This window comes from Vreelandella sp. L-15 (assembly GCF_056857635.1).
Genome location: NZ_JBSXNN010000036.1, coordinates 18,262 through 41,000, shown reverse-complemented (window position 1 = coordinate 41,000; position 22,739 = coordinate 18,262). Strand labels below are relative to the sequence as shown.

37 protein-coding genes are annotated in these 22,739 nt (G+C 62.1%); 13 read left to right on the top strand and 24 right to left on the bottom strand.

Annotated elements, in window-relative coordinates; all coding sequences use genetic code 11:
* On the top strand, positions 1-229 hold a 229-nt coding region (locus AC13CY_RS04515; RefSeq protein ID WP_483052339.1), incomplete at its 5' end, for a hypothetical protein.
* On the opposite strand, the gene AC13CY_RS04510 is transcribed toward AC13CY_RS04515, so the two are convergent.
* The 5 genes from AC13CY_RS04510 to AC13CY_RS04490 all read right to left on the bottom strand — a co-directional run bounded on the left by AC13CY_RS04510 (position 200) and on the right by AC13CY_RS04490 (position 3,559).
* Positions 200-1,882 (bottom strand): LA2681 family HEPN domain-containing protein, encoded by a 1,683-nt coding sequence (locus AC13CY_RS04510; RefSeq protein WP_228219464.1) that lies wholly within the window; start codon positions 1,880-1,882, stop codon positions 200-202. The genes AC13CY_RS04515 and AC13CY_RS04510 overlap by 30 nt on opposite strands.
* Positions 1,883-2,077: 195 nt before the next feature.
* The gene (locus tag AC13CY_RS04505; protein ID WP_228219465.1) at positions 2,078-2,305 is read right to left on the bottom strand and encodes a hypothetical protein; all 228 of its coding nucleotides are present in this window, start codon (positions 2,303-2,305) and stop codon (positions 2,078-2,080) included.
* Positions 2,306-2,381: 76 nt separating this feature from the next.
* On the bottom strand, positions 2,382-2,747 hold the full coding sequence (locus AC13CY_RS04500) for a hypothetical protein (RefSeq protein WP_074211731.1): 366 nt from the start codon (positions 2,745-2,747) through the stop codon (positions 2,382-2,384).
* Positions 2,748-2,754: 7 nt separating this feature from the next.
* Positions 2,755-3,237, bottom strand: a complete 483-nt coding sequence (locus tag AC13CY_RS04495; protein ID WP_228219466.1) for a PH domain-containing protein — start codon at positions 3,235-3,237, stop codon at positions 2,755-2,757.
* Positions 3,238-3,241: 4 nt separating this feature from the next.
* Positions 3,242-3,559 carry a hypothetical protein gene (locus AC13CY_RS04490; protein ID WP_074211732.1) on the bottom strand — a complete coding sequence of 106 codons (318 nt, stop codon included), beginning with the start codon at positions 3,557-3,559 and terminating at the stop codon, positions 3,242-3,244.
* 474 nt (positions 3,560-4,033) lie between these two features.
* Here AC13CY_RS04490 and AC13CY_RS04485 point away from each other — a divergent pair, with 474 nt between their 5' ends.
* The 8 genes from AC13CY_RS04485 (at position 4,034) to AC13CY_RS04450 (ending at position 7,786) form a co-directional block, all read left to right on the top strand.
* Positions 4,034-4,543 carry a hypothetical protein gene (locus tag AC13CY_RS04485; RefSeq protein ID WP_483052338.1) on the top strand — a complete coding sequence of 170 codons (510 nt, stop codon included), beginning with the start codon at positions 4,034-4,036 and terminating at the stop codon, positions 4,541-4,543.
* Positions 4,528-4,809 carry a hypothetical protein gene (locus AC13CY_RS04480; RefSeq protein ID WP_228219468.1) on the top strand — a complete coding sequence of 94 codons (282 nt, stop codon included), beginning with the start codon at positions 4,528-4,530 and terminating at the stop codon, positions 4,807-4,809. The genes AC13CY_RS04485 and AC13CY_RS04480 overlap by 16 nt, the downstream gene beginning before the upstream one ends.
* A gap of 351 nt (positions 4,810-5,160) precedes the next feature.
* Complete coding sequence (locus AC13CY_RS04475; RefSeq protein WP_228219469.1) at positions 5,161-5,520, top strand: DUF5983 family protein; 360 nt, start codon at positions 5,161-5,163, stop codon at positions 5,518-5,520.
* A 22-nt stretch (positions 5,521-5,542) separates the two neighbouring features.
* Positions 5,543-5,725, top strand: coding sequence for a hypothetical protein (locus AC13CY_RS04470; RefSeq protein ID WP_022524254.1), 183 nt, complete (start codon positions 5,543-5,545; stop codon positions 5,723-5,725).
* Complete coding sequence (locus AC13CY_RS04465; RefSeq protein ID WP_228219470.1) at positions 5,712-6,083, top strand: hypothetical protein; 372 nt, start codon at positions 5,712-5,714, stop codon at positions 6,081-6,083. The genes AC13CY_RS04470 and AC13CY_RS04465 overlap by 14 nt, the downstream gene beginning before the upstream one ends.
* Before the next feature lie 121 nt (positions 6,084-6,204).
* Positions 6,205-6,399, top strand: a complete 195-nt coding sequence (locus AC13CY_RS04460) for a hypothetical protein (RefSeq protein WP_228219471.1) — start codon at positions 6,205-6,207, stop codon at positions 6,397-6,399.
* 31 nt (positions 6,400-6,430) lie between these two features.
* Positions 6,431-7,144, top strand: a complete 714-nt coding sequence (locus tag AC13CY_RS04455; protein WP_074211738.1) for a DUF7168 domain-containing protein — start codon at positions 6,431-6,433, stop codon at positions 7,142-7,144.
* A 102-nt stretch (positions 7,145-7,246) separates the two neighbouring features.
* Positions 7,247-7,786 (top strand): hypothetical protein, encoded by a 540-nt coding sequence (locus AC13CY_RS04450; protein ID WP_228219473.1) that lies wholly within the window; start codon positions 7,247-7,249, stop codon positions 7,784-7,786.
* Positions 7,787-8,108: 322 nt separating this feature from the next.
* Here the strand turns inward: AC13CY_RS04450 and AC13CY_RS04445 are convergent, their stop codons facing one another.
* The 8 genes from AC13CY_RS04445 to AC13CY_RS04410 form a co-directional block, all read right to left on the bottom strand.
* Positions 8,109-9,386, bottom strand: a complete 1,278-nt coding sequence (locus AC13CY_RS04445; RefSeq protein ID WP_228219474.1) for a Y-family DNA polymerase — start codon at positions 9,384-9,386, stop codon at positions 8,109-8,111.
* Entirely contained in the window at positions 9,386-9,856 is a 471-nt protein-coding gene (locus AC13CY_RS04440) for a LexA family protein (RefSeq protein WP_228219475.1), read from the bottom strand. Before AC13CY_RS04440 ends, AC13CY_RS04445 begins: the two co-directional genes overlap by 1 nt.
* Positions 9,857-9,993: 137 nt before the next feature.
* Positions 9,994-10,458, bottom strand: a complete 465-nt coding sequence (locus tag AC13CY_RS04435; protein ID WP_228219476.1) for an RES family NAD+ phosphorylase — start codon at positions 10,456-10,458, stop codon at positions 9,994-9,996.
* Complete coding sequence (gene parS / locus AC13CY_RS04430; protein WP_228219477.1) at positions 10,455-10,907, bottom strand: type II RES/Xre toxin-antitoxin system antitoxin; 453 nt, start codon at positions 10,905-10,907, stop codon at positions 10,455-10,457. Before parS ends, AC13CY_RS04435 begins: the two co-directional genes overlap by 4 nt.
* A 234-nt stretch (positions 10,908-11,141) precedes the next feature.
* Complete coding sequence (gene grpE, locus AC13CY_RS04425; protein WP_228219478.1) at positions 11,142-12,242, bottom strand: nucleotide exchange factor GrpE; 1,101 nt, start codon at positions 12,240-12,242, stop codon at positions 11,142-11,144.
* A 14-nt stretch (positions 12,243-12,256) separates the two neighbouring features.
* Positions 12,257-12,445, bottom strand: coding sequence for a hypothetical protein (locus tag AC13CY_RS04420; RefSeq protein WP_228219479.1), 189 nt, complete (start codon positions 12,443-12,445; stop codon positions 12,257-12,259).
* A 34-nt stretch (positions 12,446-12,479) separates the two neighbouring features.
* Positions 12,480-12,695: a helix-turn-helix domain-containing protein gene (locus AC13CY_RS04415; protein WP_483052337.1), complete on the bottom strand. Its 216-nt coding sequence runs from the start codon at positions 12,693-12,695 to the stop codon at positions 12,480-12,482.
* A gap of 120 nt (positions 12,696-12,815) precedes the next feature.
* Complete coding sequence (locus AC13CY_RS04410) at positions 12,816-13,097, bottom strand: hypothetical protein (RefSeq protein WP_228219481.1); 282 nt, start codon at positions 13,095-13,097, stop codon at positions 12,816-12,818.
* A gap of 242 nt (positions 13,098-13,339) precedes the next feature.
* On the opposite strand from AC13CY_RS04410, the gene AC13CY_RS04405 reads away from it, so the two are divergent.
* The 4 genes from AC13CY_RS04405 to AC13CY_RS04390 all read left to right on the top strand — a co-directional run bounded on the left by AC13CY_RS04405 (position 13,340) and on the right by AC13CY_RS04390 (position 15,542).
* Positions 13,340-13,567 carry a hypothetical protein gene (locus tag AC13CY_RS04405; protein ID WP_228219482.1) on the top strand — a complete coding sequence of 76 codons (228 nt, stop codon included), beginning with the start codon at positions 13,340-13,342 and terminating at the stop codon, positions 13,565-13,567.
* 41 nt (positions 13,568-13,608) lie between these two features.
* Positions 13,609-13,845, top strand: coding sequence for a hypothetical protein (locus AC13CY_RS04400; RefSeq protein WP_228219483.1), 237 nt, complete (start codon positions 13,609-13,611; stop codon positions 13,843-13,845).
* A 53-nt stretch (positions 13,846-13,898) separates the two neighbouring features.
* A complete protein-coding gene (locus AC13CY_RS04395; RefSeq protein WP_253557041.1) occupies positions 13,899-15,089 on the top strand; it encodes a phosphoadenosine phosphosulfate reductase domain-containing protein in 1,191 nt (396 codons plus the stop codon).
* Between the two features lie 147 nt (positions 15,090-15,236).
* The gene (locus AC13CY_RS04390) at positions 15,237-15,542 is read left to right on the top strand and encodes a hypothetical protein (protein WP_253557042.1); all 306 of its coding nucleotides are present in this window, start codon (positions 15,237-15,239) and stop codon (positions 15,540-15,542) included.
* Positions 15,543-15,668: 126 nt separating this feature from the next.
* Here the strand turns inward: AC13CY_RS04390 and AC13CY_RS04385 are convergent, their stop codons facing one another.
* The 11 genes from AC13CY_RS04385 to recD2 form a co-directional block, all read right to left on the bottom strand.
* Positions 15,669-16,163 (bottom strand): hypothetical protein, encoded by a 495-nt coding sequence (locus AC13CY_RS04385; protein WP_228219485.1) that lies wholly within the window; start codon positions 16,161-16,163, stop codon positions 15,669-15,671.
* Between the two features lie 204 nt (positions 16,164-16,367).
* On the bottom strand, positions 16,368-16,943 hold the full coding sequence (locus AC13CY_RS04380; RefSeq protein WP_228219486.1) for a hypothetical protein: 576 nt from the start codon (positions 16,941-16,943) through the stop codon (positions 16,368-16,370).
* Between the two features lie 32 nt (positions 16,944-16,975).
* Positions 16,976-17,284, bottom strand: coding sequence for a hypothetical protein (locus AC13CY_RS04375; RefSeq protein WP_228219487.1), 309 nt, complete (start codon positions 17,282-17,284; stop codon positions 16,976-16,978).
* Between the two features lie 40 nt (positions 17,285-17,324).
* Entirely contained in the window at positions 17,325-17,816 is a 492-nt protein-coding gene (locus tag AC13CY_RS04370) for a hypothetical protein (RefSeq protein ID WP_139296702.1), read from the bottom strand.
* Positions 17,813-18,217, bottom strand: coding sequence for a hypothetical protein (locus AC13CY_RS04365; protein WP_074211776.1), 405 nt, complete (start codon positions 18,215-18,217; stop codon positions 17,813-17,815). Before AC13CY_RS04365 ends, AC13CY_RS04370 begins: the two co-directional genes overlap by 4 nt.
* Complete coding sequence (locus tag AC13CY_RS04360; protein ID WP_074211777.1) at positions 18,195-18,488, bottom strand: hypothetical protein; 294 nt, start codon at positions 18,486-18,488, stop codon at positions 18,195-18,197. Before AC13CY_RS04360 ends, AC13CY_RS04365 begins: the two co-directional genes overlap by 23 nt.
* A gap of 9 nt (positions 18,489-18,497) precedes the next feature.
* The gene (locus AC13CY_RS04355) at positions 18,498-19,520 is read right to left on the bottom strand and encodes a helix-turn-helix domain-containing protein (protein WP_074211778.1); all 1,023 of its coding nucleotides are present in this window, start codon (positions 19,518-19,520) and stop codon (positions 18,498-18,500) included.
* A 76-nt stretch (positions 19,521-19,596) separates the two neighbouring features.
* Entirely contained in the window at positions 19,597-19,875 is a 279-nt protein-coding gene (locus AC13CY_RS04350; RefSeq protein WP_074211779.1) for a hypothetical protein, read from the bottom strand.
* A complete protein-coding gene (locus tag AC13CY_RS04345) occupies positions 19,872-20,345 on the bottom strand; it encodes a hypothetical protein (protein ID WP_230834742.1) in 474 nt (157 codons plus the stop codon). Before AC13CY_RS04345 ends, AC13CY_RS04350 begins: the two co-directional genes overlap by 4 nt.
* 18 nt (positions 20,346-20,363) lie before the next feature.
* Positions 20,364-20,585, bottom strand: a complete 222-nt coding sequence (locus tag AC13CY_RS04340) for an Rmf/CrpP family protein (RefSeq protein ID WP_230834743.1) — start codon at positions 20,583-20,585, stop codon at positions 20,364-20,366.
* Positions 20,566-22,731: an SF1B family DNA helicase RecD2 gene (gene recD2, locus AC13CY_RS04335; protein ID WP_230834744.1), complete on the bottom strand. Its 2,166-nt coding sequence runs from the start codon at positions 22,729-22,731 to the stop codon at positions 20,566-20,568. The genes AC13CY_RS04340 and recD2 overlap by 20 nt, the downstream gene beginning before the upstream one ends.
* Positions 22,732-22,739 lie beyond the last annotated feature (8 nt).

The following is a 22,739-nucleotide window of genomic DNA, read 5'->3' as shown; positions in this document are numbered from 1 at the left end:
ATTGCCCGATGATGGACAGCCCGGCGTGGCTGGTGAGGGTGCGGCAACTGGCGCGGAACTTTATGTTGGGCATGGCACTGTCTGGGTGAATGGCGATAATGGCTATATTGCCATGCAGGTCAGTGGGTTAGAAGTGCTTCCTGGGGCCGGTCTCACGGATTCAGGAGAAGAGACAGTGATGAGCCGCCTCTTCTACGACCTAATTTTTCAAAGGAACAGCTACTGGTAAATATATTTTATCATCGGGACGTTTTTTTTCTTCAAAGTGGATGGACAGCGACAGGTAAATAATCGAGTTTCTTACCAATTTGATCAGAGTCATTATGCGGGATTCGAATTGCCCCATTGGAATCAACAAAGAGTGAGAGGACAACTTCTTTTTTTCATACAATTTTGATTCCAATTCAGATAGCTTAGCCTTCAGCGAACTGAGTTCATGAGGATCATGGGACAAACAAAGCTGACCTCTTATTTCATCCATTTCTTTTATAAGTTCGTCTAGCTCAGCTTCATGATATTTGTTGTGCGAACCCACTAATTCATAACCAAAATCATCCACCACTTTAAAAGACCTGTGCTCCATTGCATTTCTAATTTCCGAAAATGCTTTCGCATCTGGATCTATCCATTGTGATACAGAAGATGATCCCTTAACATCTCTTATATCCTTCAATATATAAAATAGCGCATGAATAAAGGGGTTATCGCTATCTTTCAGCTTCTCGTTAGGCTCCCACTTCCTCTTTCTCACGTCTCTGAATAAATTATCAATACTAATCTGCCTATCATCTTTTATGTCGTTCAGATCAAAAAACCTACTGGCTAGGTAAGCAATCTTGTCAAACAAGGAATAAAGCGTCCTAAAGGCCGACTTATAATGACCAACCTTTAGATTGCTAATAGAATGAGACATGTCATCGACATGCTGATATGTTGAATTAAAAAAATGTGGAACGTGGTCAGGTATAGCTTTAGCCGAAAAGAACAAATACCGTGCATAGCAGTAATCATTTTTTATTTCGTCAAAATTTCCATGATAAACAAGCTCCTCGTTCATAGTCAGAGATGAGTTTATCGATTGGACAAATGAAGGAAGAGACAAAACATCCTGATGTGATATTTCAGATTTGCTTACATCATTTAAGTCGTTGATAAACAATCTTTTTTCTGCACACCACTGCAAATATTGCTTTTCTTTTCTGGTTTTTGCATTGCTGTATTTCTCTGAAAAATAATCAAACGAGGATAGCTCAAAATTCTTCTTGAACCACTCCTTGAATTTAAACAAATACCCACCTGCCTCTAGGTCTACTCTATGCTCTGGGTGCAGCTTATTTATATTTTCTATGGCATCTTCTATAAGATTATAAGCCACGAAATAATGGTACTGCCTATGCCCGTTATCGTATAAAGAATCCCCAAGAAATAGTTGATTTCTAGCCTTTTCAGAAACCGCCTCTATTTTGTGGTTTATGGATATAGCTTCGTCATAAAATGGTATGCAGCACAAAACCCTTCCTTGCGAAGAGAGGCTGTTAGCCAAATTAGTCAGAACCATCGCCCTGAGATCATTGTATGATTGGACATTAACAGGATCTTCAAGCCAGTCAGGTTTCGGGATGCAGTGAAGGCACTTTCTGTAATAGATTATGGCCTTCATTAGGTCGTCTGAGAACCATTCAACCCTTCTAGTATCATAGAGTACTGAATAGCAGTTCGCTATTGTGTAGAGGTAATGGGCTTCATAAAAAGAATGCTCAAACTCAAAATCCTGCAATGTCAGTCTTTCAATAATATTTGCTAGTGATTCGTAGTCTCTATTTAATATGTGGCAATCAGCTTCTTCGCTGAGCCTGTTAATTTCATCCGCTGTCATAAGCATGTAGCTCTCCCCGTCATTCAATACTGACAATTTCAAAGTTATCAAAAAATCACAGAATTTTCTCTTGTCCAAGTGGAAAGCCTGAAGCCATGGCAGTAGATCATCGACGCACTGTGGCCGTCCTACTTCCCGGATTCGGCGGGAAAACGTGGATGACTGCCTATCAGCGTGGAGCGCATGTTGTGAATCTATTTCCTAGGAGTTTTTCCGCTGCTGCGCGATCAGGTCTGCCGCGTCCATGATCTCGCCAGCGGTGAAGTACATTTCCTTGGCCGAGGTTCCCAGGTAGCCAATCGGCTTGGGGAGGCGAACACCGTACAGCGGCTGGTCGTGACGCACCGCTTCCTTCAGCTCGGCAACCCGCACATTGAGGATGCGGGCTGCGTTGGCTACGCCAATCCTTGTCGAACGAAAGTCGGCCATGCCATTTCCCCTCCTCGGTAGTCGATCCTGACGTGAACAAGCCCGCAGGATGCCGAGGGGCATGGCGTGTGGCAAGTCACAGCGAGGCTTCGTTGCCACCCCCGACGGCGGGCCGGTAGCGGCTCAGAACGTCCTCCAGGTCATCGGGGATTTCCAGGCACGAGCGAAGATCGCATTGCGCGTGGATCAGCAGCGCCAGCTTCGGCGTCCACTCAGGCAGCCCAAGGTGGCCGATGTACTCCTCTGCCACCGGGCCAGCCAGGAACTCGGCCGCGGAATACTGGTGCTTGAGGTTGTCGCTCTTCAGGTCATCAATGGCCTTCAGGAATACCTGAGAGAGAAGCTGGCGCTCGGGCAGGGTTTCCTGTCCCCCAGGAGTGCCAATGGCAACATGGTGGCCGGGGATCAACACACTGGCGAGGGTCGAAGTGAGTCTTTCCATGGTCTTGCTACTCCCCTCCCGCGGTGGACGCCTTGTTGCTCACGGAACCGTCGATCGCGGCCATCACGTCCATGGGGCGCGATACGCGATCGAAACGGGCCTCACTGGTGCCTGTGCCTGCGGCGGACATTTCCACGGTGCCATAGCCCAGCAACCGCCCCATGATGGTCTGGTTCACCTCTGTTGAGCGGATGTGGTGGATGTGAAGCGGCGTCACGCGGCGAGCGATGATCCCATGGCGCTCTATGACGCGATCCGACTCGATGACGTACTTGTGAGCCAGTCGCTGGTAGGCCACGTTCAGCAGCCCCCAGGCGGCTACCCCCATCCCGGCCCAGGTAAGGGCGGCTGTCAGCGGCGCGGCGGGGTTCACCCCGGCCAACGTGAATGGGGCGTCGGGGGCAGCATACAGCGCCGCCCCAACGGGGATGAGCAGCCAGTAGCCCAGCAAGGCACGGTGGCTGACTCGATAGGTGATGCTCGTACTCATCGAACTATGCTCCGGCTTGGGCCACCTCCGCTTTTTCAAGCCGGTGGCGCAGTTGTGAATGAACCGTCTCAACGTGGAACAGCTCAATTTGGTCGTCAGGCCAGCGGATCAGCACGAAGCCATCGCGCAACAGGTGTGTGACAGGGGTAGGGCCACGAATGACGGGGGAGGGGGTGCTGTCGATGCAGCGCAGCTCCCAGCGGCGAGTCGAGCGGTCATAGAGGAGCGCGGCGTTTTCCTCGCCGCCAGGCCACTCAAGGTTGCAGTCGCGGGCAAGACGCCTGACTAACTGCCGGGCCTGGCGGGTACTACGCTCGCTCATACACGACCTCCAGCCCCCAGACTCGCTCAACCGCGCTTTCGATCTCCTGCCTCACGCGATCCATCGTCAGTAATCGCGCTCCCTCCTGGTCGATCCCCAGCACGAGTTTCCCGTTGCGTTCCTGCATTGAGGCCCGTCCCACAACGAGCCTCGACAGCAGGGAAAGGTCGGCTTCTGCCTCCTGAATCAACGTGTCAGAGTCCATTATAAACCCTTATCTATACAATACGACGTTTTTTAGTTAAGTCCACCCGGCGCATTGGCGGTCGCCTTGCCAGGCCATGCGGTTGCGGTATCAGACCAACGCCTTTGCGGTACACTCGCTTTAGCGATTTCGCATGCGAAATCCTGACCCGAGGCAAGCATACTGATACTCAAAAGATGCCGCAGCGGCTTTAGCTGTAAATCGTCGTATTGTATAATTACATCTATAGGGCAACATTGCTCGGGATCACAACCAATGGAGAGAAGACAATGATGATCAAGCGCACACTCCAAGGTCTGGCTGCCACTTCCCTGCTCGCTCTGGCGACAGGCTGTGCCGTGCCGCAAAGCGCAGGACACCTCAAGGGGGCCGCGGCCAATGCCATCGGCGGCGTTGCCGACGCCATCAGCGGTCGCAGCTCCAATAGCGCCAGTGCCGCAGGCGCACAGGCAGCGGGGCAAATGGGCGGCGTTCGTGGACTGGTCAATGGCGGCAGCGCGGGCATGAGCGGTGCCGCCTACGGCGCGGCTGGCGCAACGGCGCTGGGCGTGGTCGATAAGGGGATGCGCGGGGCTTTCGCCGCCATGCAAGGTGATCCCGAGGTAGGGTTCGAGGACGTAGCCAACATGCAGCAGAATGTCACCAAGAGCGATCCCTATGTGGACGCCGAAGGTCGCACCTGCATCGACTACCAGATCAGCGTCACAGGCGGCCCCGAGGACAGCGAGCAGAACGTCACCACTTGCCAGAACGCAGAGGGTGATTGGGAGAAAGTCTGATCGAGAAAGGGGTCGCGTCCGGCGCGGCCCCCAACCGTAAGGAGAGCATCATGGGCGATGACACCCTCAACACCTCACGTTTCACCAAGCCTGCCCTGGATATGACGCGGCTTGAGGCATACACGATGGTCGCCATGCACGCGATCCTGCTTGGCGAGGGAGGGGGGCAGCTCAGCCCCGAGGAAGTCGGAGAGAACGCGGCTGCCATGGCCGAGGCATCCCTTTCGGCTGCCTCTGACACTCTGGATGAACAAGCCAGAGAGTGATGCTCGACCCGGCACAATAGCGTTGCCGCCCATGAATGTGACCCACCTTGACCGGGCAGCCGTCTCACCGCGGCTGCCCGGTTTCCGTTGGCCCCGCCTTCTTGCCTGGGAGCGCCCCGCTCTTGTCGCCTCGCTCCGATTTCGCATGCGGAACTGGATCAACCCGCCCTGGAGAACCCCACGCCGATTTCGCATGCGAAATCGCTACTCCCTCTGAGGTGACGGTCATGCCCCTACCCTTGCTGTGACACAGGCTCTCCTTGGGCCGGGATCGTCGCCTCGGGCTCTTGGAATAGTCCCATATCTGGGACTATAATAGAGCCACATCCATTCGGCGGGACAGGTGAACGCATGGCATCTCCATTGGCTTTTGCCTCCATCAATCAGGCCCAGCGCATGGTGGCCTTGAGGACTTTCCACCTCCCGGAAGAGGAAGCGGAAACCGTGGCCATCCTGCTGGCTAATCGCGTGATCAAAGGGGCAAGCGCCCATCGAGAATGGTTCGTCATATCCGCCGACTTTCCACGGGACTGCGCGGCGCATTACCCGTGTGAGGCCGCTCATGCCGATCTGCCGGTGTTGTGCGCCCTCGCCAAGGAAGCACGCGGCGCTGGCCTTCAGTGGCTCATGCTCGACCCAGATGCCCGCCCCGTCCCCGGACTTCCCATCCATGACTGGAAAGCCACGTTTTGCAGCGAGGCTGCTGCGTAACTCTGCATCACGGAGCGATCTCATGACCGATCACAACCAGAACATTCCGCTTCGAGGCCGCAAGGCCTCCCATGAGCACCCGCAATTCCCCCGCCAGGACTGGCAGCTCGAATATCAGAACGGCGACACACAGCTCTCCTACTGGGACTGGGTTGCCAAGGTTCGCGAGGAAACACGGAGCCTCCATCACCATGCTGGCATTTGAACAAGCCCCCTCGGCGAATTGTGCCGAGACACCCTCGACCCTCATGAGCATCTTGGAACGTCTGCTGAGTGAGCTGTCACCGAAAGGGATCGGCAAGCTGGTCAACGGATCGCTCGAGCGCGTCACCCTCGGAACAGGCTGGCAGCAGCGGCAACCAGTCAGCCTCGAGGAGCTGGTGGGCGCCCTCGGGCAACAGCGCAAAGGCACGCTGACCCTCACCACCGAATCGGGTGAGACAGCCTCGCTGACCGTCGAGCCCGGCCGGCGCCTCCCCATCACCTCCATGCAGGCCTCCTGCTCGGCAGTCCTCCTGTCGGTGGTCGACGCCTGGGAAGCCTGCTGCTGGGACGCGAGGTGACCTCGTTTCCATGCTTTCCACGCCTTTCCATGCCCGGTGGCCACGCGGCCTGGATAGCCGGAAAGGCCTGCCGAGCCCCATGGGCTCGGCCTTTCCATCCATCAGACACGAGAAATGGCACATGACGATGAAGACGGATGCTGTTCGCCGCCAGCTTAGCCTTCACACCCCGTTCGACCGCCTCAAGCGCACTGACCAGAAGAAGGCGATCAACCGTTTCCTCGAGGGGGAGAGCTTCGACAGCATTGCCAGAAAAGTGAGCCAGTGGGCTGAAGCATCCAACAAGAAAGCCAGCACCGCGGCCAATAGCCAATGAGCCAGCTGAACGCCTAAGGAGGCCTTCCCACATGAGCACGAGTCGCATCCTGGACAAGATCCAGAAGTGCATGAGCCTCGCCAGCAGCGACAACCCGGCAGAGGCGGCTGCCGCGCTGCGTCAGGCTCAGAAGCTGATGGAGAAGCACAACCTGACCGCTTCAGACCTGTCGTTGCACACCGTCAGCGAGGCCGAGGCGCGGGGCGCGTCTCGTGCGAAGTCACTGCCAGCCTGGGTGGTCTTCCTGAGAAGCACCATCGGTGAGGTGTTCGGCGTGCAAGTCATGAATCGCTACCAGAAGCTCGGTGGCGTCTGGCAGAACTGGGCCGTCTTCGTCGGCATCGGCGAGAAACCCCAGGCGGCCCAATACTGCTATGAGGTGCTGTTCCGGCAGATCAGCGCTGACCGTAACCGCTACAAGAAAGAGCTTCACCCGCGCATGGCGCCTCGCCGGAAAAGCCGTCATTGCGACCTGTTCTGCGAGTCCTGGGTACAAGCCGTGCGCTCCAAGGTGGAGGCCATCGCGATCAGCGAGCAGGACCGCGACGTGATCGAGCGCTTCAAGGAGAAGACCTACGGCGAGCTGGAAAAGGCCGAGTGGCGCGAGCAACCCCCAGCCAGCAGCGAGCAGGAAATCCATGCGATCCGCTCAGGTCGCGAGGCAGGCAAGGCCGCGCAGCTCTTCCGCGGCGTCGGGGCGCAACCGGCCCCGGCACAGATCCACCTCGAGGAGGGCGCTCTGTAGGGCGCCTGGAGAAATATCAACTTCCAGGGCCAGTGGCTCACGCCAGGCGACACTTCTGCTGGATCGACCAGCACACACCATCACAGGGATAGGACACTACCTATGTCACGACACGGCTTCTTCAAGGTGCTGCACGACCCCACCGAGGCCCAGGAAGACCTCACCGACCTCGTAGGGTACGACCTCTATGACTGGCTCAGCCATGGCGTGGCCGGCTACGACGAGGCCATGGGGACGTTCTTCTTCAACCTCGAGGGCAGCTGGATCTTCGGGATAGAGGGCGAGGAGATACCGACCATCGGCATGCTGCAAGCCATCCTCTCGGCCATCTTCAGGGGCGCAGAACTGCCCTTCAACCAGGAAGGCCTGAGGGCGATCGCTGAAGAGGTCGAGGGCTCTCCTGCCGTGCTCACGCCGGCAGAGGCCGCGGACCTGTCCAACAGCGTCTCGACACCGTATCTTGAGGAGCGGGTCGCGTTGGCTAACTACTTCCGAGGTGAGCCCGAGGCGGCCACCCTGAGTAGCGATGCTGAGGACGAGGCCCCAGCACCCGAGGCGGAACCGGAACCCCCTGAAGCGCCGGGTGAGCCCAAGCGAGGCTTTCTGAGCAAGGCCCTACACTCCCTCTTCACGAACCGATAATCCCTGATGCCCAAGCCCTCCAACCTCATAGACTCCTGGCTCCACGTCGCCACTGCTGGCGGTACGCACCCCAAGTCGGAGGCCCTGGCCCAGCTCAATCGCGACCTGGGCACCAAGTACCGTCCGAACAGGCTCTATGAATGGCGGGCTGGCACCTTTCCGGTGCCGTCTCATGTGCAGGCCTACATGCTCCATGCCGCGCTCAGCTGGATCATCCAGGAGGAGGGCGGCAACGTGCCAGAGGATGACGCTGGATTCACCGACAGGGTGCTTCAGCGCATGCTCCCCCCGCCAAGGGCGAAGTAGCGCCTTCCGCTGCATCTCAGCCCATTCTCACGTTGGGCAGCTCATCCCATGAGGTCAGGAACCGCGGCGTCTGCCGTGCATGCCGCTGGCGCCAGCGCTCATCCTGACGGCGGCCCCCAAGCGTCACCGTGCCCCGGCCGAACTCGCGGTTGAGGGCATCCATCACGCCCATCACCTTCGCCGACTGCTGGCGCTCGGCTTCCGTCTGTTGACCCTCGAGCCAATCGAGCTGCATGCCTTCACGATCCGCGAGGTCGACCATCATCACGCCTGCCTTGGCATAGAGCAGCCCTGGCCGATAGATGGCCTCCAGGGCGCGTTGTGCCGCAGCGACGATGAGCCGGCTGTCATCGGTCGGCCGCGGCAAGGTGAGGGTCAGACTGGGGTAGTCCTGGGGGAGGTCGCTGCGAAAGCGAGGCGTCGACAGGAACACCATCACGGCCCGAGCCACGGACTGCTGGCGGCGCACCTTCTCAGCGCCAGCCTGTGCATGCGATCGAACCGCCTCGCGTAGATCCTCGAGGCGCCCAGTGGTGCTCCCGAACGTGCGGCTGGTCATGATGTTCTGGCGCTTCTGGTCGATGTCATCCAGGCGGATCACATTCTGGCCGCGCAGCTCCCACAAGGTCCGCTCCAGCACAATGCCAAAGCGCCTGCGGATCTCGCTGGGGTTGGTCTCGCGAAGATCCAGGGCGGTGTGGATGCGCAGCCGTGCCAGCTTCTCGCCTGTCCGGCTCGCCACGCCCCACACATCCGTCACGGGCATGCGCCCCAGGTGAGCCCGGGTCGCCGGATGGTCCGCCTCGAGGACGCAGATACCCCCATAGGCGGGTTGCTTCTTGGCGATGCCGGTGGCCACCTTCGCCAGGGTGCGCGAGGGCGCTACGCCGATCGATACCGGAATGCCCGTGCAGCGCTGAACCTGCTGGCGCAGATCGCGGGAATGCGATTGCAGAACCTCGAGAGAAAGGCCCGACATGTCAATGAACTGCTCATCGATTGAGTACGGCTCAACGGGGCCGGTGAAGGCCTGCATGGTGGCCACCACGCGCCGTGAGCACTCCCCGAACAGCGGATAGGCCGAACTCAGCAGCACGGCCTGCCGGCGCACCTCATGAGGCAGCTGAAATACCGGCGTGCCGTTGGCCACCCCCATCGCCTTCAGCTCGTTCGACCGCGCCACGATGCAGCCATCTCCCGAGGAGAGCACCCCTACAGGACGCCCCGCCAGCTCCGGCATGAACACTCGGAAGCAGCTGACGTAGAAGTTGTTGCAGTCGCAGTGCCCGATCATCACCGGCCTCGGCGACGGTGGGAATGGATGTTGTGAGTGACCACGCCCCAGGTCTCACACTCCACGCCACGCAGCGCGATAGGCGGATACTCGGGGTTCCCCGACAGCAACGCCGGCTGACCATGCCACCGGCCCAGCTGCTTGCAGGTCAGCTCCCCGTCGAGGGCGACCACAATGATGTCACCCGTCACAGGCGCCAGCGATCGATCAACGATAAGCAGGTCCGAGTCATGAATGCCGTGACCCACCATGCTGTCGCCCTTGGCCCGACAGAAGTAGCTGGCGCTGGGGTGAGGGATCAGGTGCTCGGTGAGGTCCAGGACACGATCAAGCTCCGCATCCGCGTGGATGGGAAACCCGGCCCGCACCTCCCCAGCCATCAACGGCAGGGCATGGCGAGACTCACCGGCTGACTGGCCCAGGATCTCGAGGCCCCAGGCGGTAACGTCATCATGCTGAAGGGGTGGCATGGCTCTCTCCCAATACTGTACATGCGCACAGTATCAGAGAGTCGACGGGGATGTGGCAAGGCGGCGGTGCCAGACGGGAAAGGTCGATGCCCAGCACTCCCGGCCCAAGGGAAGCGCTGACGCGCTGCGCACGGGCGCTACAGGCGGCTATCGGGGGAGAAGTCGACCTCCCTGGCGCCATCGGCAAGCGCCTGGAAGTCGGGGTGCTCAGGGTTGAGGAGGTAGTTCGTTTCTCGGGGCGCGACAACGCTCGGAACCGCCAGCGCCAGGCTCGACTGCCCCTCGAGCCAGTCGTCACCGATCTCGGCTGTGGAGGGTGGCGCCGGCTCAGCTCGCCAATCAGCAGGCAGCACGTCCTCCGGGAGCTGCATCAGCACCTCTTCCGGGAACGTCACCTCCAAGAGCGCGTACTCCTTCAGCAGCTGGTTGTCTTCCAGGTGAACCATCACCTCGAGCATGGCCAGCGACTCGGTGCTCGCGAGGTACACGCAGGCCTTACCTTTGCTGTTCCAGCGCCCGCCGTACAGTCGAGCCCCTTCACCATCAAAGGCTGTCTTGAGCCACTTCCGCTTGACGAGCCGATAGCCGCGTACCGAGGTCATACAAAGACGCCGTGCTCTAGTCGACCGATCAGGTCCAGGACAGCTTCAGCGCCAGCAGTCGTTGCCACCATCTCCACCGGGCGGCGACCGCCCAGCCCACGCACCGGGCTGAGGAGCCATTCCTTCGCCTTTGCCTTGTCACCCTCGAACAGGTCCACCGCGCTCTTGTAGACTTCAGCGAAGCGGTACAGACGATCACCTTCGGCCGGCTTGAAGTAGCCAGCGTCAGCTCGGCGCTTCAGTGTCGCCGGGGGGATGACCACATACCGCGCCAGCTCCTTGCTCTCGAGCCCAGAGGCCTCGGTCAGCTTGGTGTAGACCTTGTACGACACGCCCTCATTCAGCGCCTCGTGCAGCTTGGCACCACGCGGAGGGAGGCCAAGAGCCTTCCAGAAGTCGTCCTTCCGGCGCCTCACCTTCGGCCGATACTCTTTGATCGCGGCTTCCATAAACCCTCCTCGCAGCATTTGATACCTCTTTAGTGTATCAGATGATCAGCGCTTTGCCGCTATCCCTCCACACCATTAGGGAGGCTCAAAGCGATGAAGCATAACGCTGCGTTTCTGCATGCGGAGTGAAGAGGAGAAATACCTTGCTAGCTTCACGGGGGACCAGGATCACCCACCCTCGCGAGCAGCCTCCAGATCAGCGGCAGGAGCGTGGTAGGTCATCTTCCAGTTGACTTAACCACTTACCTTTACGAGGGGAGGGCGAAGAAGGCGCCCTGCATAGATGTACCCGGTCTGGAGCACTTCGGTCACGACTCCCTTACCGAGGCCAGTGCTGTGGTCGATACCGACCGCCTCGTGACGCTCAGGATCAAACCGCTGGCGCTCAGCCTGGATCACTTCAACCCCATGCTGGGCCAGGGCGTCCCGCTGCATCTGGATGATCATCTCGAGCCCTTGCCGGTGGGCTGCATCTTCAGGCCCCGTCATGCTGCTGATCGCCTTCTCGAGCCCATCGATCGCTGGCAGCAGGTCATTCGTCAGGGCCGTGATCGTCTCGTCTCGTGCCTGGCGGACCTCTTTCTCGCGATCGGCCTCAAGCGTCTGGATCTTCTCGGCTGCCTGCTTCTCCAGGTCGCTACCTACCAGCTCGATGTCATACCGGATGTCGCCTCGCTTGGCATCACCACGAACGTACCCACCACGACCCCGGAAATAGAGCGGCCGTCCAGGCGTGTAGCCCTCGATAAAAGGGTAGTGCTCATGGCCTTTGAGGGTGGGATAGGCCACCTCTACCTCGGCCGGAAACACCATGGCCAGGTAGGGCACCTCCACCACGGCGATCAGATGCTTGCCTTCCACCTTCAGGTGAGGTGGATGCTCCACTTCGACCTCAATGTAAAGGTCGCCGGCTTCCCCGCCATTCAGCCCTTCACTGCCTTGCCCCTGGACCTTGACGGGGAACTTTGTGTTGTCGATGAAGCGAGGCTTCAGAGCGACCCGGATGCGCTCCCGCTTCTCGACCAGGCCTTGGCCATCACAGGACAGGCAGTGCTCCTCAGAGTAGGGCATGAAGCCTTGGACTCCCGTTCCCCCGCAGCCTTCGCACGAAGGGTCACCGGCCATGGGAGCTGATTGGGAGAGGTAAGGGGCTCGGCACACCCGGCAGATAGCCTTGACGCACGACTGGCATCGGACTCTGCGGCGGTAGTCGACTCGAATGAGGTTGTGCTCGGCGACCGACCGAAGCGAAGCCGCTTTGGTGATCCGAACATCCTTGCCTGGGACCGGCTGCGCGTGGCCCTTCAGGCATTCATTGAATGCAATCTCAGACACGTCATCCTCCTGGCTCAAGCGCTCTGCCGCAGCTGCTCGATTTCATCCAAGGCAGTCTCCCGCTCTCGGAACCAGTGGTCGCGACGTGCCTCAGCCTGGGCCTTATCCTTCTCCAGGCGGGCGACACGTCTTGCCAGGCGAATGCACTCGCGCCGCAGCTCTTGCTCCGACATCGCGTGGTACTGTGCGATCGCGGCTCCCATCTCAACACCTCCTTGCCTTCTCAGCCCCTCCCCATCACGACTTCGGCTTGGGGATCTTCACGCCTTCCAGGTTGTAGTGCTCGCCCAGCTCGATAGCCCGGCGCACGGATTCCAGGACCGGCCTACGCACCATGCGATAGCGGGTCGACTCCGGTGAGGCAAACCAGCCCTTCACCGTTTCGACGCTGTAGCCCGTCAAGGTCGCGACATGCTCTTGCTTCAGTCCATGGCGCTCCATGAGCTGGCGCAAGGCCTCGTTGTTCGATGTCTCGGATGTGCTCATCTAGGTCTCTCACTCAGGGCCGCCCGCCGTGGCGAGTGGCCAGATTCATAGGGGCGCCTGCGGCCTTCTGCTGGCGCCAGAGAGGGGTTACGCCTCAAGCCCCCAGCGCTGGCGGGCACGTTCCAGCGCCGTCCTGGGCGCCCGTTCCTGGGCCTCCTGCGCATTGAAGTGCGCCAGCAGCTCGCCGAACAGCTCTCGGTCATTCAGGTCGAGGTCGATCCCTACAAGGTGGTCGACGGCCTGATGAATCTCGATGGTCGTCCAGGGGTCGAGCTGGGCGACCTCCTCGTTGTCGCGGATCAGGCGCTGAATTTCGGCATGACCCTTGATCGTCGCCAGCTGGCGTTCTCGCATCTCTTCGCCCGACATACAGCCTCCAGGTGAACGGCGTGGACATAACACGAATGTTATATGTGCAATGCACACCTTTGCAAGTGTGACCCATCCCCGCGATAGCCCCTATTAGATATTCAGGACCATCGGAAATGTGCCGCTTCGGCTACGAAAAAAGTGTGCGCCGGCCTTGATAAAGTGTGCAAAGCACACTAAAATGACAGTCATCAGGTGGAGGCCAAGGCCTTCTGAATACCGCCACCGCAGGACGAGCACCGATGACGACCTACTTCATCCCCCTGTTCACCCTCCCAACCATCGTGGTCGAGCCCGGCCACTACCTGACTCGGGCCGGTGAGCGCGTCCTGGTCGAGCGGGTTTCCAGTCGCCACGACTTCAACTGCACAGGGCGCTATGTCAGCTCCGGCACCGCCGAACGGTGGCACAAGACCGGAAGGATCATGGCCACCTCCGAGACGCCCAACGACATCGTGAAGCGCCTGTAACCCACGAACCAGCTGCCAACATCCGAACGCGAGGAACCCCCATGAAGCTCAACATCATGCACCCGCTCTATGTCGTCGCCGGCCTCTCCAGCCAGAGCGAGCCCGGGAACCAGTGGATGCCGATCTCCACGCAGACCTATCCGGTGCAGCACGTCGCTGAGCGCGAGGCCGAGAAGATGGCCCGCCGTGCTCGCGCTCACGAGCAGGTCGGCGTCATCGAATACAGCGCCGATGGGGCGCGGCTGGTCGGCCAGATCCATCAAGGCGCCAGCGCCTGAAGCACGACCACGCATCGCACGAGCCGAACAACGACAAGGGAAGGGAGCAGACCATGAACCTGGCGATCAACCTGGACACCGAAACCGCAGCACCGACCACTTTCGAGCCGGCCGCGGCGCCGCTGCCCCAGCGGGCGCGTCAGGCTATCGATCTCCTCAAGGCGATTGTCACCGAGCAGCCCACCTCACTGCTGATCGCCTATTCGGGCGGCAAGGACTCCACCGTGGTCACCAGCCTCGCGCTGGCGGCCCTGGCCGAGCTGGCGCAGGAAGGGAAGCTGAGTGGAGACATCGAGCACATGGCCGTGACCTCCAACACCGGCATCGAGAACCCTGTGATCGAGCGCCATGTCGGCAGCCATCTGCGAGCCATGCGGACGTTCTGCGCCGAGCACGGCATCTCCCTGAAGGCACAGTGGGCCTTGCCGAGCCTGGCCGAGAGCTGGCAGGTGAGCGTCCTGGGTGGCCGTCGCCAAATGGCCTGGCCCAGCGAAGGCCAGAGCCAATACTGCTCTGTCGACTGGAAGATCAAGCCGATCGATGCGCTCAAGCGCCAGCATGCAGAGTCCCTTCCCAAGGGCGTGCGTCAGGTGACTCTGCTGGGCAGCCGGTTCGAGGAGTCCGCTCGCCGTACGGCGAACATGAACGACCAGGGCGCCGGTAGCGGCGTCGTGGATCACCAGGGGCGCCTGCTGGCCTACCCCATTGCCGATTGGACGACCAGCGACGTGTGGGACTACATCCTGTTCGCCCAGCCCTTTGGACAGGGAGGGCTTTTCCCGAGCTACGCCACCTCTCTGGCGGACGTGCTGGAGGTCTACAACAGCGCCAACGGCGAGTGCTCCATCGTCGGCGACAGCGGCAAGCGGGCCCCGTGCGGCGCTCGCACCGGCTGCTGGGCGTGCCCGTATGCCGGCAAGTCTGACGAAAGCCTCACCAACATGGCCAAGGACAACCCGGAGATGGCGCCGCTGCTGGCGCTGCGCCAGTACATCGTCTCACTGCGTCATGACGTGGGCGCCCGAAACTTCATCGGCACCGACATCAAGGACGGTGGAGACATCAATATCAGCGCTGCCGGCTACAGTGGCCGTGTCCTGCTGGACCTGCTGCGTGCCTGCCTGACCCTCGACGCCGAGGAGATGGAGCGCTCCGACAACCCGGCCTTCCAGATCATCACCCCGCAGGAGCTGGTCGCGATCGAGTGGAACTGGGCGATCCGCGGCATCCAGGTGCGCCCCTAGGAGGCCACCCGCGCCTGGGTCGAAGTCCACCACCAGGGCAAGCGCTTCCCCATTCCCAGCGCCAGCACCGCAGCCCCGGCTCAGGCAGGCGGCCAATCACTGCACCCCTTGGAAGGGGAGACCCTGGGCTCTGTCACCACCCCGCTCATGGCCAATGCCGGCGTCACGGTGGCCACCGGCTCTCGCCTCGAGGTTGACCCCGAGGGCGCCATGGAGATGCTGAGCATCGAGGGCGACATGCTGGCGGCCGACACCGAGAAGGCCCCGGAGAGCGTGGCCAACTCGCTGCTCATGCGTGGCGTGGTCAGCATCCCGGCCAGCCGCCGTGGCGAGCTGGATCGCCGCCTCACCGCGGTCGCCCGGCTGCGCGAGGAAGGCGTCATGCAGTGGGCCTTCCACGGTGGCCGCCCGGAGCTGGCCAGCAACGAATTCCAGCTGGAGATGGTGGGGTAATCTCACACCACGGCCCCGGGCAATCAGGGGCCTCAGTTTCGCATGCGAAATCGTCACCTAAGGTGGGATATGAAAAGGCCCCGGGGGAAACCCTGGGGCCTTCTTGCGCATGCTCAACCGGCTCTGCTACTCCGGCCCAGAGAGCGAGATGATGCCACCCTCCTGGGCCGGGCTCTCTTGCCACCAGGGCTGCATCGGTATCAACTGGCATCTATCAATCGCATCGGCATTGGCATCGTAGAACGCTTGGTAGCGCTCGATGTGCTCAGCGCAGAACGCCTCAAGCTCAGCGATCGGAAGGCGAGGGGAGTAGATGAGACCATGACCTTCCTCCAGATCCGTGATCAGTGCCGTGCCATCATCGAACTCGGCTAGGCCTGACCCCACCAGATCCATGGCCATGACGATGTGCTCTTTGCCATCGGCAAACTCGCCGAGCATCAACTTTATCGGGCCAGGGTCATAGGGCTTCCCAGGAATGCGCGTCACGCCCGCTTCTTCATAGGGCGGTGCAGTCACGGTGGCGACGGTGCCCCCGTGTGAGATCAAGTCCCCGACCACTAGCTCTTCGACGGGCTTGGGTGCCCAGTGATCGTACTGGAACGTGCTTATGGTCTTCATTGCTACTCCGCTTGTTCTATGCCTTTTGGCTCTGGTACAGAGCGATAACCCCAAGCCCTACAGCAGCGACTCTTGCGCCCCAGACGACCCACTCAGGCGCATGGAAGAACCGCAACAGCCTCAGGCTTGCAAGACTCAGTGCTCCAGCGGCCAGAAGGGGAATACCCGCTTGTCCATTTCGCTTCCTTTTCATCGGTCAGGGTGTCAACGGCCTTCCACCACCAGTCCACTGCCGCTATCACCGCTTCCGATCACGCGCTGCATGGCCGCGTAGATGCGCTTGATCCCCCGGTCGGACTTGAGGCGCCTGAGCGCCTTCGGGGCGAAACGCCAGAGCCCCATCATCTCGTCGGGCAGGTCACCGGCTACCCAGGCCTCCTCCACGGCCTCCTCGTCCAGCTTGAAGCCCACGATCTTGAGATGGTGATCGGTGCCGGCCGCGACGAGACTCCGGTAGTAGGCTTCCGGCTCCTCCAGGGGATCAGCGTGCTTGTACTGGTCCCAGGGCTGGTGGTAGAGCACATTGGGCTTGGGCACGGTTTGCCAGGTCGACAGCACCTCCTCGGGGCCATCCCACTCGACCACCAGGGCTGCGCCAGCTGCCTCCACCTGCTGGCCATCCGGGGCATAGGCGACGGGCTTGCCGCGCACCGCCGTGGCATACAGGTTCAGGCAGGCATCCGTGTTCATCGGGTCAACCGAGAACGGGGCATACCGGCCCGCCTTCGCGATCTGGTAGGCCTGCACCGGGCCGGTCACATGGAACAAGCATGTCGCCATAGGTTCTCCTCAAGTTGTGGTGGGCGGCCGGGTCACTCCATCTCTCCCCGAAGCTCGGCCAGTAACGTCTCGCGTTCCTTTTGTGCTGCCTGGAGGTCAGCATCATCGAAGGGGAAACCCCGACGCTCAGCTGCCGCCATCAATGCGTCTCGATCTGCGGGGTCACCCAGCATGTCGTGCCAGCGGCGAAGCTGCGTCACGACCTCGAAGTGATAAAGCTCGTAGTGAAGTCCGCAGCCAGACCCAGACCCCTCCTCGGCCATTTCGACAAGACGGCGAGGCTTGATGAGGCATCCAGGTTGACTCTGCCTGGGGTTCGCAATAAATCCGTCAGGGGTCACGTCTATCCTCCTTCGTCCCTCAATGGCTGGCGCCAGAGGGTCAGTCTTCGTCCTGCTGCGCGTGGAGCAGGGCGGCGATCTCGTGCTCAACCGATGCCACGGCTGGCGCCAGCGTCTCGTCCACTTCCTCCCTGCCCAAGCGGGCGACTTCCTTCCAGCGCTCCAGGGCATCCCGGGACACGAGGTAGGTTCGGGCACAGTCGCCCTCGGGCACCTGCATCTGAAGCGACTCCAGCAGCTCGAGGTCGCGCATGGAGAAGACCTGGACGGCCGGCACCAGCAGCCCCGCCTCTTCTGCCTGGCGGCCGGTGGCGGCCTTGTCCCAGTCACGCTCGGCGCTCTCGAAGGCAGGGTGAGTCGCGGTCTGGTAGCCACAGCGTTGGCAGGACAGCCAGTGGGCATGGAACCAGTCGGTCACTCGCCGCTGGTAGTCCGGGCTGTCCTCGCAGCCGCAGACAGGGCAGGGCGCTCGCTCTGCCATGCCACCTCCCGGTGCTTGCTGGGTGATGGGTTCTTGAGACCGGACATTCATGCGAAGCCCCCGGAGAGTTGGCTCAGTGACTGAGCCCGCGCATTGGCGCTCTCGCGCACGATGTCGGGAGAGAAGCCGGCACCACAGTGGACCTCATCGATCATCACCAGCTGGAGGTAGCCGCGGTTGATCAGGTAGTTGCCAAAGCCTTGATCGGAAATGTCGCGGTGCGAGAAAGCCCCGGAAGCCTCCATCTCGTTAATCTGCTCGATGGTCACCAGCCCCTTGTTGAGGGCGTCGAGCGTTCCCTGGCGGTAGGCCGCCTGGCGGCAATACTGCTCGGCCAGCTCGCCCAGGTTGAGATCCACGAGCGCCCGGTACAGGCCGCTGCACTGGTAGTAGGTGGTCCCACCACTGGAGAGCGCCAGCAGCTCTCCCTTACGGTGACTCGGCTTCGCCATGATTCGGTCCCCCTTGGTGTTCTTGTGCCCCTCTCTCGAGGCCGGCATGCGCCATGCGGTGAGCGCTGACCATGCAGGCATAGGCGGAATGCAGCGCATCGCCGATGATGCGATCCGCAAGCTCGAGAGGGGTGGTGTCGGTAATGCCGGCCCGCCGAAGATCCTGTTCGATGACGGCGCGGTGGCGCTGGTACTCCTGGAGACGACCGGCCAGAGACTCATCCGGGGCCTGCTCCGGTGACGGGTTCACGGTATGCAGTGAAGTGCCCATCTCTACCTCCTACGTTGCAGCACGGCTCATCGGTTGCGCGTCGATGATGGAGGCCAGTCGCTCCAGGGCCGTGATGGAGATCGTCCTCTCGCCTGCCGCGCTACGCGCCTCATGGCGGCGCAGCAGGGAGAGATCCCGTGGCGAAACCCCGTGGTCTCGGCAAAACGCCGCCTGGGTGGTCCCGCGCTCTTCCAGCAGCTGCTCCAGGGCCTGTCGCAGCGCGACAATATCGGCGTACTCGAAGTGACCCTTGCTCAGCTCGCTCTCATCGTTGGTCTCACTCATGCTGGGCTTGGCCAGCCTGTGCTCGAGGTTGAAGGTCACGGCCTCGGCGGATGGGGTGCTCGGCACGGCCACATCCTCTCCGAGGCCAGCAGTGTCCTCGGGCAACCTGTCGCCTGAAGAGGTAGGGCCACCGCTGACAGCTGGCGCGGGCACCGGCCGCCCCATGCGCGACAGAGACGTGATCGCCAGCACCGCCGACAGCTGGAAGATGATCAGCGCCAGCGCCTGCATCACAACCAGCGCCTGCTGGCGCCAGGTCATGGCCTCGGCCGGGGGCGTCGACAGCAGCTCGGCCAGCTCGGCATCGACCTCGGTGAGCCGTGCCTGGGCCTCCTGGATGGGCGTGAGCCAACCTGCCCGGGCCTCGCTGTTATCCCGAAAGGTCGCCAGGCTCTCCTCTAGTCGCGCCGCCTCCTGGGTCAGCCGCTCGATCCGCAGCTCACGGCCGGCGTCGACATGCGAGGCCGCCTGCCACTCCTCCACCAGAGGCTCACAGACGGTGTAGACCGGGCCTGTGAGCGCGAGCACGCTGGTCACCAGCGCCAGCGCTCGTCGCGCCAGCTGGCGCTGATACCAGAGCCACAGGGCGACGACCTCGAGGAGCACCGCCCAAGCCCAGCCCATCGGGCCGACGAACTCGGTCCAGAACTGGATGGCGTGCAGCTGAAGCAGGGCGATCGCGCCGGTCAGCACCACCAGCGCCGGCAGCTTCGCCAGGTATCGGGTTGTCGTTGTCTTGTCTCGCACAGGCTCACTCCCACACACGAATCTCACACCAGCCGACGAGGCCACCTCCCCTTGCCAAGGAAGGGGCCGAGGTCGTTCACAGCGAAAACGTCACCACGCCGTTGCGCATGACCGGCTGCATGGCCATGTCCACCGGCTCTCCCAGCCGCGGCGCCGGGGGCGGCTCGGGTGTCTCGGTCTCGGGGGCGGTCACCCGAATCGCGGTCGACAGCGCCAGCATGGCGGCCCAGGCCACCATCCAGCGGATCAGGAACGGGCGATCGGTCAGGCGGGCTCGCCGGGTGACCAGCTTCGCCGTCAGGAACAGGGCATAGAGGAGGGCGGCTACCCACACCAGAACCAGGAGGCGCGTCATAGGTCACCTCCTGCCACAGCAGCATCCGGGGCGATTTCGCATGCGAAATCCCGGTACTGGCCACCGGCCGCCTTGTGCTGGCGCAGCTTGGCCGTCAGCGCCAGCCCCGCTTCACTGAAGGTCAGGGTGGTGCCGGGCTCAACCTGCTCGGGGCCGACCGTGAACAGTCCCTCGGCGGCGAAGTCCTGCACGCAGCTCCAGTCGTCGTGCCACGGGTCCGGCTGGGTGCCGTCCGCCAGCGTCGTGGCGTATTCCGGGCGCATCACCATTCCCGGGCGAACCGGGTGACTCGGGCGCTTGGGGCGCGGGCACTGCTCGGCCAGGACGCGGTAGTGCCGGCGATTGGCGGTCATGCGCGGATCAGCGCCCACCTGGAAGCCGGCCATCTCCACCATCACGGCTTCGACGTAGACCAGGCAGCGCCAGTGGTCTCGGCCCCACCGGGCCATCGGAACGTAGGCTTGCTCCATCTGGATTCTCCATCTTGGTCAGGGGCGAGGGTCGCCGTTGTCTGTGGCGGCTGGCGCCAGCGCCAGCTCGCGATCTCGGTCTTCCCAGCCGTGCAGCCAGGCATTGCGGAAGGCCCGCGAAAAGGTCAGCCGGCCGCAGTCCTTCCGGTTGTCGTTGTAGGGACAGGCGTGCCGGGGGTCGCCACGGTCGCGTGCCTCCCGCCCCTTCCTCTCGGCGCCATCAAGCGCTCGGTTGGCCATGCGGCTCTCCTTCTTCTATTGCAGGGGTGGGCTGGCGCAGCCACAGCGGCAGGGAGGTCAGCCGCCGCCGCCCGGTGACGTGCCGGGCCGCTCGCTCGATGGCTGAGGGGTGGCCCACGAGCACCACGCGGCGCTTCCCCCGGGTGATGCTGGTGTAGAGCCACTGCCGCTCGAGCATGTGCCAGTGCGATCGCGCCAGCGGGATCACCACGGCGGGGAACTCCGACCCTTGGGCCTTGTGGCCGGTCATGGCGTAGGCGAGCTGCAACTTGCCGAGGGCATCGCTGGTGAACAGCACCTCCCGGTCCTCGAATCGCGCCAGCACCGTCTTTTCCTCGGGGTCGGCCGCCACCACGAACCCGAGGTCGCCATTGAAGACTTCCCGGTTGTAGTCGTTCTCGGTCTGCACGATCTTGTCGCCGGCCGCCCAGCGCCGGCCGTTGATCGTCACCGAGCCCCGGTCGCCGGGGATGTGGTAGGCCCGCAGTGCGTCATTGAGCGATCGGGTGCCCACCGGGCCACCGTGCATGGGCGTCAACACCTGCACCTCATGCAGGGTGTCGAAGCCGTGCGCCAGCATCTCGGTCGTGGCCACGCGGAACGCCTCCTGGAGGACCAGCTCCGGGTCACTGCCCTCGGGCACCGCGACAATCTCGAAGTCGCTACCCGGGACAGACTGGGGCGGGTGTCCCTGATTGACGGCGTGCGCCTGGACAATGATCTGGGAGCCTTCCCCCTGGCGGCGGATCTGCTGCAACCGGGCGACGGGCACTCGCCCCGATGCGATCACATCCCGCAGGACGTTCCCCGGGCCAACCGAGGGCAGCTGATCTTGGTCACCGATGATGTAGAGCCGGCAGTGGTCGGGCAGGGCGACGACGAGGGCGCGGAACAGCTGCACGTCCACCATCGAGGCCTCATCGATGATCACCACGTCCGCCTCGATCGGGTTGTCCGCATTGAACTCGAAGCCGTTGGCGCCAGCCCCCAGCAGCCGGTGAATGGTCGTCGCGGGTCGCCCGGTCGCCTCGCTCATCCGGCGTGCGGCTCGCCCAGTCGGCGCACACAGCGCCAGCTCATAGCGACTGTCATCCAGAGTCTGCGCCAGCACCTCGGTCACCGTGGTCTTGCCGACTCCCGGGCCGCCCGTGAGCACCGCCACGCCATAAGCCAGACAGGTCACCAGGGCTTCACGCTGCTCGTCGCTGAGCACGCGCCCATCGGATAGCTCGCCATCGACACTGGCCAGCCCGCTGTCCTCCCAGGTGACCGCTCGCGCCAGCAGGGCAGCGGCGACCGTGCGCTCTGCATTGATCAGCGCCGGCAATCCCACCAGCCCACCTTCCACCTGCTCCAGCTTCTCGTGCGCCAGCAGCAGCTCAACCACCGAGGTCGTGCGTGCCACATCCACCTCGAGGAGCTTCGCGCCTTCCGAGGCCAACTCCCCCGAGGTTGCCAATGTGTGGCCCGAGGCTGAGCGGGCATCCACGACATGACGCAGGCCGGCGATGATGCGATCCCGGTGCGTCAGCTCGAACCCCATCGACCGCGCCATGGTATCGGCGATGCGGAACCCGATGCCGCGAGTCTTGAGCAAGGTCCGGTAGGGGTTGGCCGACACCTTCGCGATGGTGTCCTGGCCCAGCTGGCGGAATACCGACATGGCCCGCGAGGCGCCGAGGCCGTGCCCCTGGAGGAAGATCAGGGCTTCCCGGGCTTCCTCATACTCGTTCCAGCTGCCGGCGATCCGTGCGGCCTTCTTCTTGCCGATACCGGGCACCGCTCGCAGGGCTTTCTCGTCGCCCAGGACATCCCGCAGGCCGTCACCGAAGTGCGCGACCAGCCGCTTGGCGAAGGTCGGGCCGACACCGGCCACCTTGCCGCTGGCCAGGTAGGCGCCCAGGGCCTTCGACTCCCGGGGCACCTGGGTCACCAGCCTCTCGGCCTTGAACTGCTGCCCGAAGCGGGGATGGGTCGTCCAGGCGCCATGAGCCTCTACCGACTCCCCTTCATTGAGCGGCTGGCACACCGCCACCAGGGTCACCTCGCGTTCCGCCTCATCGCGCACGGTCAGGATCTGGAATCCCTCCTCGCCCACGAAACGGACATCGGCAACCACTCCGCTCAACTGCTCCAGGTTGTCCATGGTGCTAC

Excerpts from the sequence above, each read along its gene's own strand:
- AC13CY_RS04510 (WP_228219464.1), bottom strand. The coding sequence starts at position 1,882 with ATGCTTATGACAGCGGATGAAATTAACAGGCTCAGCGAAGAAGCTGAT.
- AC13CY_RS04505 (WP_228219465.1), bottom strand. The coding sequence starts at position 2,305 with ATGGCCGACTTTCGTTCGACAAGGATTGGCGTAGCCAACGCAGCCCGC.
- AC13CY_RS04500 (WP_074211731.1), bottom strand. The coding sequence starts at position 2,747 with ATGGAAAGACTCACTTCGACCCTCGCCAGTGTGTTGATCCCCGGCCAC.
- AC13CY_RS04495 (WP_228219466.1), bottom strand. The coding sequence starts at position 3,237 with ATGAGTACGAGCATCACCTATCGAGTCAGCCACCGTGCCTTGCTGGGC.
- AC13CY_RS04490 (WP_074211732.1), bottom strand. The coding sequence starts at position 3,559 with ATGAGCGAGCGTAGTACCCGCCAGGCCCGGCAGTTAGTCAGGCGTCTT.
- AC13CY_RS04485 (WP_483052338.1), top strand. The coding sequence starts at position 4,034 with ATGATGATCAAGCGCACACTCCAAGGTCTGGCTGCCACTTCCCTGCTC.
- AC13CY_RS04475 (WP_228219469.1), top strand. The coding sequence starts at position 5,161 with ATGGCATCTCCATTGGCTTTTGCCTCCATCAATCAGGCCCAGCGCATG.
- AC13CY_RS04470 (WP_022524254.1), top strand. The coding sequence starts at position 5,543 with ATGACCGATCACAACCAGAACATTCCGCTTCGAGGCCGCAAGGCCTCC.
- AC13CY_RS04465 (WP_228219470.1), top strand. The coding sequence starts at position 5,712 with ATGCTGGCATTTGAACAAGCCCCCTCGGCGAATTGTGCCGAGACACCC.
- AC13CY_RS04460 (WP_228219471.1), top strand. The coding sequence starts at position 6,205 with ATGACGATGAAGACGGATGCTGTTCGCCGCCAGCTTAGCCTTCACACC.
- AC13CY_RS04455 (WP_074211738.1), top strand. The coding sequence starts at position 6,431 with ATGAGCACGAGTCGCATCCTGGACAAGATCCAGAAGTGCATGAGCCTC.
- AC13CY_RS04450 (WP_228219473.1), top strand. The coding sequence starts at position 7,247 with ATGTCACGACACGGCTTCTTCAAGGTGCTGCACGACCCCACCGAGGCC.
- AC13CY_RS04445 (WP_228219474.1), bottom strand. The coding sequence starts at position 9,386 with ATGATCGGGCACTGCGACTGCAACAACTTCTACGTCAGCTGCTTCCGA.
- AC13CY_RS04440 (WP_228219475.1), bottom strand. The coding sequence starts at position 9,856 with ATGCCACCCCTTCAGCATGATGACGTTACCGCCTGGGGCCTCGAGATC.
- AC13CY_RS04435 (WP_228219476.1), bottom strand. The coding sequence starts at position 10,458 with ATGACCTCGGTACGCGGCTATCGGCTCGTCAAGCGGAAGTGGCTCAAG.
- parS (WP_228219477.1), bottom strand. The coding sequence starts at position 10,907 with ATGGAAGCCGCGATCAAAGAGTATCGGCCGAAGGTGAGGCGCCGGAAG.
- AC13CY_RS04420 (WP_228219479.1), bottom strand. The coding sequence starts at position 12,445 with ATGGGAGCCGCGATCGCACAGTACCACGCGATGTCGGAGCAAGAGCTG.
- AC13CY_RS04410 (WP_228219481.1), bottom strand. The coding sequence starts at position 13,097 with ATGTCGGGCGAAGAGATGCGAGAACGCCAGCTGGCGACGATCAAGGGT.
- AC13CY_RS04405 (WP_228219482.1), top strand. The coding sequence starts at position 13,340 with ATGACGACCTACTTCATCCCCCTGTTCACCCTCCCAACCATCGTGGTC.
- AC13CY_RS04400 (WP_228219483.1), top strand. The coding sequence starts at position 13,609 with ATGAAGCTCAACATCATGCACCCGCTCTATGTCGTCGCCGGCCTCTCC.
- AC13CY_RS04395 (WP_253557041.1), top strand. The coding sequence starts at position 13,899 with ATGAACCTGGCGATCAACCTGGACACCGAAACCGCAGCACCGACCACT.
- AC13CY_RS04390 (WP_253557042.1), top strand. The coding sequence starts at position 15,237 with ATGGCCAATGCCGGCGTCACGGTGGCCACCGGCTCTCGCCTCGAGGTT.
- AC13CY_RS04385 (WP_228219485.1), bottom strand. The coding sequence starts at position 16,163 with ATGAAGACCATAAGCACGTTCCAGTACGATCACTGGGCACCCAAGCCC.
- AC13CY_RS04380 (WP_228219486.1), bottom strand. The coding sequence starts at position 16,943 with ATGGCGACATGCTTGTTCCATGTGACCGGCCCGGTGCAGGCCTACCAG.
- AC13CY_RS04370 (WP_139296702.1), bottom strand. The coding sequence starts at position 17,816 with ATGAATGTCCGGTCTCAAGAACCCATCACCCAGCAAGCACCGGGAGGT.
- AC13CY_RS04365 (WP_074211776.1), bottom strand. The coding sequence starts at position 18,217 with ATGGCGAAGCCGAGTCACCGTAAGGGAGAGCTGCTGGCGCTCTCCAGT.
- AC13CY_RS04360 (WP_074211777.1), bottom strand. The coding sequence starts at position 18,488 with ATGGGCACTTCACTGCATACCGTGAACCCGTCACCGGAGCAGGCCCCG.
- AC13CY_RS04350 (WP_074211779.1), bottom strand. The coding sequence starts at position 19,875 with ATGACGCGCCTCCTGGTTCTGGTGTGGGTAGCCGCCCTCCTCTATGCC.
- AC13CY_RS04345 (WP_230834742.1), bottom strand. The coding sequence starts at position 20,345 with ATGGAGCAAGCCTACGTTCCGATGGCCCGGTGGGGCCGAGACCACTGG.
- AC13CY_RS04340 (WP_230834743.1), bottom strand. The coding sequence starts at position 20,585 with ATGGCCAACCGAGCGCTTGATGGCGCCGAGAGGAAGGGGCGGGAGGCA.
- recD2 (WP_230834744.1), bottom strand. The coding sequence starts at position 22,731 with ATGGACAACCTGGAGCAGTTGAGCGGAGTGGTTGCCGATGTCCGTTTC.